Below are 6,722 nucleotides of genomic sequence, written 5' to 3'. Positions count from 1 at the left end.
AGGATCGCGGCCTGAACCGCGTCATCCTCGTTCGGAGGCAACCTCTGTAACTTACCCTACCACGCTCCCCGGCGCAAGCATCCTGTTCAGGATCCATGCATCGGGGTGCCTGTCCGGCAAGCCCACCCCCGGCTCCAGAGCGCACGAGGCCCCCTGAGATCTTGAGGTGGTTTCCGCCCCGGGACCGGCCAGTCACGCTCTTCGCGCTTCCTGTCCGTCTCTCCCTGCCGGGCGAACAACGAGAACATTACGTGAGCCCGCAGGGTCCGTCAAAGCCACGGCGCGTGACAGCCGACACAGATGCGCTGTTCACCAGGTGTTTTTCCAAGAAGCCATCAGGTGCGGACGCGCGGGAGCCATGTCAGACGGGCCCGGCGGCCCCCGCCCGCGGCTCGTTGGCCCGGCGTAGACCAAGAACTCCCCCGGTCGGCCATGTCCACGTAATCTTTGGTTCAGATTTCGTCATCCGCCGTGAGGCGGCGTTCCACGGCCCGCTGCGCCACGCCGCAGCGAGCGGCAGGAGCCGGCCTAACCCAGGCGGAGCCCGAGCAGCTCCTCGAGCTCCCCGCGCGTGACCCCGTAGGACTCGACGACGCGCGCACCGCCGTCCGCCGCCAGCGCCGGGCCGACGTCGATCACGGCGATGTCGCTGTATACCCGCGACACGCAGCCGACACCGGTGAGCGGCAGCGTGCACTCCCGGACCAGCTTGGGCTGACCGTCCTTGGTCAGGAGGGTCATCATGACGACGCTCCGCCGGGCACCCACCGCGAGGTCCATCGCCCCGCCCACGGCGGGCACCGCCCCGGGCCGGCCCGTGGACCAGTTGGCGAGGTCGCCCGCCGTCGACACCTGGAAGGCGCCCAGCACGCACACGTCGATGTGGCCGCCGCGCATCATGGCGAACGAGTCCGCCTGGTGGAAGTAGGAGGCGCCGGCGAGCTCGGTCACCGGCACCTTGCCCGCGTTGATCAGTTCGGGGTCGACGTCGGCCGGCTCCGGGGCAGGGCCCATGCCGAGCAGGCCGTTCTCCGTGTGCAGGGTGACTCCCGAGCCGGGCGGCAGGTGATCTGCCACGAGCGTGGGCAGTCCGATGCCCAGGTTCACGTACGAACCCGGCTCGATGTCCGCGGCCACCCTGGCGGCCAGCTGCGCCTTGGACAGAGGGGACCCGCTCCGCGGGCCCGGAGCCATCGTCTCGGCGCTCACGAGGCCGACCCCTGCGCCGAGGCCGGCGTCCCGGGGTGCGAACCCGCCAGCACGGTCTCGCTGTCGAGCGCGACGACGGCGTCGACGTAGATACCCGGGGTCACCACGGTCTCCGGGTCGATCGAACCGGTCGGCACGACCTCCCGTACCTGTGCGACGGTCCGCCGAGCCGCCGTGGCCATCACCGGTCCGAAGTTCCGGGCCGTGCGCCGGTAGACGAGGTTGCCGACGCCGTCGGACCGGAAGGCCTTGACCAGGGCGACGTCGGCGGGCAGGGGTGACTCGAAGACCATCGGGACGCCGTCGACCACGCGGGTCTCCTTGCCCTCCGCGAGGGGGGTGCCGTAGCCGGTCGGGGTGAAGAAGCCGCCGAGGCCGGCGCCGGCGGCGCGGATCCGCTCCGCCAGGTTGCCCTGCGGCACGAGCTCGAGCTCGATCTCGCCGGCGCGGTATGCGGCGTCGAAGTGCCAGGAGTCCACCTGGCGGGGGAACGAGCAGACGATCTTGCGCACCCGGCGTTCGAGGATGAGCCGAGCCAGCGCGTCCTCGCCGTTGCCCGCGTTGTTGGAGACGACGACGAGGTCGCCGGCCCCCTGCTCCAGGAGCGCCTCGATGAGCTCGACCGGCTGTCCCGCCGGTCCGAAGCCGCCGATCATCACGGTCGAGCCGTCGGCGACGTCGCCCAGCGCCTCCCCGGCCGTGCTCGCGACCTGGACGGTCATGCGGCTGTCCGCGCGTTCTCCAGGACGACGGCCACGCCCTGCCCGACGCCGATGCAGATCGCGGCGACGCCCCAGCGCTGGTCCTCGGCGACCAGCCGGCGCGCGAGCGTGCCCAGGATCCGGGTGCCGGAGGCGCCGAGCGGGTGCCCGAGCGCCGTCGCGCCGCCCCACGCGTTCACGATCTCCGGGTCCACGCCCCACGCGTCGAGGCAGACGAGCGACTGCGCGGCGAACGCCTCGTTGAGCTCGACGGCGCCGACGTCGACCCAGTCGATGCCGCTCCTCGCGAGCGCGCGCTCCGCGGCCTCCACCGGGGCGTACCCGAAGTACTGCGGCTCGTTGGCGACCGAGGCACGGCCCGCGATCCGGGCCAGCGGGTCCAGGCCGGTCAGGTCCGCCGCGTCCGCCGAGCCGATCAGGGCGGCGCTGGCGCCGTCCGTCAGCGGGGAGGCGTTGCCCGCGGTGATGGTGCCGCCGTCCGCCCGGAAGGAGGGCTTCAGCGCCGCCAGCTTCTCCAGGGTGCCGTCCGGGCGCACCGGCTCGTCCCGGGCCAGGTCCGTGCCGGGGTACGCGGTGACCAGGTCGCCGTAGCGTCCGGCCTCCCAGGCCTCGTGCGCGAGCCGGTGGCTGCGCAGGGCGAACTCGTCCTGCCTCTCGCGGGTGACGCCGTACTTCTCGCGGAGCCGCTCCGTGGCCTCGCCGAGAGACACCGTCCAGTCCGGCCGCATCCGCTTGTTCACCAGGCGCCAGCCCAGCGTCGTGGAGACCAGCTCGGCGCCGCCCGCCGGGTAGGCCCGCTCGGGTTTGGGCAGGACCCACGGCGCACGGCTCATGGACTCGACGCCGCCGGCCACGACGACGTCGGCGTCGCCGGTCTCCACGGCACGGGCCGCCTGGACGACGGCGTCCAGCGACGAGCCGCACAGGCGGTTGACCGTCACACCCGGGACCGACAGCGGCAGCCCCGCCAGCAGCACGGCCATCCGCGCCACGTTGCGGTTCTCCTCGCCGGATCCGTTCGCGTTGCCGAGGATCACGTCGTCGATCCGGGCCGGGTCCAGGCCGGGGGCCCGGCGGACCTGCTCGCCGACCACGAAGGCCGCCAGGTCGTCCGGCCGCACCCCGGCGAGCGCGCCGCCGTAGCGGCCGAAGGGTGTGCGCACCGCGTCGTAGACGAATGCCGAGCTCATCGATTCACACCTCTGCACGTTCGCAGTGCGCACACAAGTTCCGTATGCGTACGCCCACGGTACCGCAGGGCTCAGCCGCGGGTGCGGGCCAGATCCGCCTCGATCTCGGCGGCCGCGCGCAGCAGCGCCGGCAGGAACTCGGCGACGAGCTCCTCGACCGCACCGCGGCGCACCGGGGCAGACACGTTCACCGCACCGACCACGCGCCCGGACCGGTCCCGTAAGGGCGCGGCCAGGGACCGCAGCCCCTCCTCCAGCTCCTGGTCGACGAGCGCCCAGCCCTGGTCGCGCACCAGGTCCAGCTCCGCGCGCAGCAGCTCGACGTCGACGATCGTGCGGGGCGTGAGGGGCACCAGGGCGACGGCGCCCAGGAAGTCGTCGCGGTCGCGGCTGGGCAGGTGGGCCAGGACCGCGCGCCCCATCGACGTGGCGGACGCCGGGAAGCGCGTACCCACCTGGATCGCCGCGGACATGATGCGGTGCGTGGCGACCCGCGCCACGTAGACGATCTCGGCGCCGTCCAGCACGGCGACGGACGACGACTCGCCGACGTCCTCCGCGAGCCGCTCCAGGTGCGGCTGGGCCACCTCCGGCAGCGAGAGGCTGGACAGGTAGGCGTACCCGAGCTCGAGCACCTGGGGGCGCAGGGCGAACACGCGCCCGTCGGTCACGACGTAGCCGAGCTCGACGAGCGTGTGCAGGAAGCGGCGCGCCGACGCCCGGCTCAGGTCGGCCGCGCGGGCCACCTCGCTCAGCGTCATCCGGGCGCGGTCCGGGCCGAACGCGCGGATCACCGACAGCCCGCGCTCGAGGGACTGCACGAACTCACCGGACCGGGTGCCGGGGTCCTGCACGATGTCGCTCATCCGGATTCCTCCATGCCGTCGGCGCGTCCGCTTCGCATCCTGGCCGAGCATCCGGCTGTCCGCACCAGGTCGCTCCCGTCGGCCGGGGAGCCACGCCTTTGGCAGCACGCCCGCCCGGGCCTCCCCTGGTCCGACGTCGGAGCGCACCGTTGAGCCCCGGCGCCCGCGGCCCTGGTCGTTCTCCGAACGGGTGTGCCGCACGCGAAGGTAGCGATCGCCCCGAGGCCGGGTCAATGGTTCGACGGCCCGGAAAGCAACCGTGACCGGATCGCGACGTGCCGCCGGCGCGGCGCCGAGGGCAGGCCCGCGACCATCTGGCGGGGAGCCTGACGGGGAACGGCGTCACCTTCGTCGTCGGCATGTCGGCAACGAAAAGGCCCCGGTCAGCGTTTCCGCTGACCGGGGCCTCGTTCCTTGCTGTGCGCCCGAAGGGATTCGAACCCCCAACCTTCTGATCCGTAGTCAGATGCTCTATCCGTTGAGCTACGGGCGCTGGTCGTACTACCTGCTGTCTGTCCGCCGTTCACACGGCCGACCGACGAGAACATTACAGCCTGTTCGGCGCGGACCCAAACTCAAATCCGTGCTTCCCGGGGAGAACTCCGTCACAACCGTCCGGAAGCCCGGCGTCTCCCACAGAAAAGGCCCCGGGCGTCACGCGCGGCCGGGACCTTCCTGGCGGAGACGGAGGGATTTGAACCCTCGAACGGGTTGCCCCGTTACCACCTTAGCAGGGTGGCGCACTAGACCTGACTATGCGACGTCTCCTCGCGACAGCCTCCACCCAGGCAGGGCGGTGCCGCGCGGCCCAGGCTACCTGGCGTACGGCAGCCTGAGCAAAGCGGGACGGACGGCGGCCCGCCCGACCGCGCCGCAGCCGCGTGATCCCGCCATTTTTTCGTTCCGAAGCAGGTGGGCGCGGGCGGGCGGTGCAGCACCCTCGGTGCCGTCCGGCGCATCATGGCAGCGTATTTCACACAGCGTCAATAAGCGGTACATTCGCGGTCATGGACTACGACGTCTTGGTGATCGGCTCAGGCTTCGGCGGCAGCGTCGCGGCCCTCCGGCTCACGGAGAAGGGCTACCGGGTGGGCGTGCTCGAGGCGGGCCGCCGCTTCGCGGACGACGAGTTCGCCAAGAACTCCTGGCACCTCAAGCAGTTCCTCTGGGCACCCGCGCTGGGTTGCTACGGGATCCAGCGGGTCCGGCTGCTGCGCAACGTCCTGTGCCTCACGGGCGCCGGTGTGGGCGGCGGCTCGCTCGTGTACGCGAACACCCTGTACCGCCCCCTGGACCCGTTCTACGCGGACCCCGCCTGGTCGCGCATCACCGACTGGAAGACCGAGCTCGCTCCGTACTACGACCAGGCGGAGCGCATGCTCGGCGTGGTCAGGTACCACGGGCGGTCTCCGGCGGACGACGTCATCCGGTCCGTCGCGGACGACATGGGCGTGGGCGACACCTTCCGGCCCACCCGGGTGGGCGTGTACTTCGGCCCCGGCGGCGCGGAGTCGCCGTCGCCGGGCTGCCGGGCGGCCGACCCGTTCTTCGGCGGGGCCGGGCCGGAACGGACGGGCTGCATCGAGTGCGGCGAGTGCATGACGGGCTGCCGGCACGGCGCCAAGAACACGCTGGTCAAGAACTACCTCTACCTGGCGGAGCACGCGGGCGCGGTGGTGCACCCGCTGACCACCGCCGACGTCGTCCGGCCGCGGACCGACGCGGAGGGCGGCGGGTACGAGATCCGCACCCACCGCACGGGCCGGAAGCTCGGCGGCCGCCGGACGTTCACCGCCCGGCAGGTCGTGTTCGCCGCCGGCACCCTCGGCACGCAGCGCCTGCTGCACGCCATGAAGGACGCCGGCACGCTGCCCCGCCTCTCGGACCGGCTCGGGCACCTCACGCGCACCAATTCCGAGGCCCTGCTCGGCGCGATGACGCACAAGGTCGGCTCGACCGACTACTCGCGCGGGCTCGCGATCACGTCGTCGTTCTACCCGAACGAGAGCACGCACATCGAGCCCGTGCGCTACGGCCACGGCTCCAACGTGATGGCGGCGCTGCAGCACATCCTGGTCGACGGCGGACCGTTCCGGTTCCTCCGCTGGTTCGCCGAGATGGGCAAGAACCTCAGGTGGCTGCCCGTGCTGATGGACTGGCGCCGCTGGTCCGAGCGGACGGTCATCGCGCTGGTCATGCAGGCCCACGACAACTCGCTGACCACGATGACCCGCCGCTCCCCCTTCGGCCGCTTCATGACGTCGCGGCAGGGCACGGGCGCGCCCAACCCGAGCTGGATCCCCGAGGGCCACGAGGCCGTGCGCCGCATGGCCGAGACGATGGGTGACGACGGGGTCGAGGGCATCGCGGGCGGCACGATCGGCGACCCGTTCAACATCCCGCTGACGGCGCACATCCTGGGCGGCTGCGCGATCGGCTCCGCCGCGGACGACGGCGTGGTGGACCCGTACCTGCGGGTGTTCGGGCACGAGGGCCTGCACGTCATGGACGGCTCGGCCGTCACCGCGAACCTCGGGGTGAACCCGTCGCTGACCATCACGGCCCAGGCCGAGCGGGCCTGCGCACTGTGGCCCAATGCGGACGACGAGGACGGGCGGCCCGCCCTCGGGTCGGCCTACCGTCCGGTCGAGCCCGTACGACCCGTGGCCCCGGTCGTGCCCGAGGCGGCGCCGGCCGCGCTGCGCCTGCCCATCGTGGGCATCAGCTAGCGACCG

Annotated in this window: 5 protein-coding genes and 2 tRNA genes; 1 reads left to right on the top strand and 6 read right to left on the bottom strand. The window is 72.3% G+C overall.

Annotated elements, in window-relative coordinates; genetic code table 11:
• Nucleotides 1-528: 528 nt before the first annotated feature.
• From H291_RS0123800 to H291_RS0123775, 6 genes are all read right to left on the bottom strand, one after another.
• Complete coding sequence (locus H291_RS0123800) at nt 529-1,194, bottom strand: 3-oxoacid CoA-transferase subunit B (protein ID WP_026366064.1); 666 nt, start codon at nt 1,192-1,194, stop codon at nt 529-531.
• An 11-nt stretch (nt 1,195-1,205) separates the two neighbouring features.
• On the bottom strand, nt 1,206-1,931 hold the full coding sequence (locus tag H291_RS0123795) for a 3-oxoacid CoA-transferase subunit A (RefSeq protein WP_020017531.1): 726 nt from the start codon (nt 1,929-1,931) through the stop codon (nt 1,206-1,208).
• A complete protein-coding gene (locus tag H291_RS0123790; RefSeq protein ID WP_020017530.1) occupies nt 1,928-3,121 on the bottom strand; it encodes a thiolase family protein in 1,194 nt (397 codons plus the stop codon). Before H291_RS0123790 ends, H291_RS0123795 begins: the two co-directional genes overlap by 4 nt.
• A gap of 71 nt (nt 3,122-3,192) precedes the next feature.
• On the bottom strand, nt 3,193-3,987 hold the full coding sequence (locus H291_RS0123785) for an IclR family transcriptional regulator domain-containing protein (RefSeq protein ID WP_020017529.1): 795 nt from the start codon (nt 3,985-3,987) through the stop codon (nt 3,193-3,195).
• A 420-nt stretch (nt 3,988-4,407) separates the two neighbouring features.
• Nucleotides 4,408-4,480, bottom strand: a tRNA-Arg gene (locus tag H291_RS0123780).
• Nucleotides 4,481-4,663: 183 nt separating this feature from the next.
• Nucleotides 4,664-4,755 (bottom strand) — tRNA-Ser (locus tag H291_RS0123775).
• Nucleotides 4,756-4,994: 239 nt separating this feature from the next.
• Here H291_RS0123775 and H291_RS0123770 point away from each other — a divergent pair.
• On the top strand, nt 4,995-6,716 hold the full coding sequence (locus tag H291_RS0123770; protein WP_020017528.1) for a GMC oxidoreductase: 1,722 nt from the start codon (nt 4,995-4,997) through the stop codon (nt 6,714-6,716).
• Nucleotides 6,717-6,722 lie beyond the last annotated feature (6 nt).

This window comes from Promicromonospora sukumoe 327MFSha3.1 (assembly GCF_000385135.1).
GTDB lineage: Bacteria > Actinomycetota > Actinomycetes > Actinomycetales > Cellulomonadaceae > Promicromonospora > Promicromonospora sukumoe_B.
Note: the sequence above shows the minus strand (reverse complement) of the source record. Positions and strands in the feature narration are given on the sequence as shown.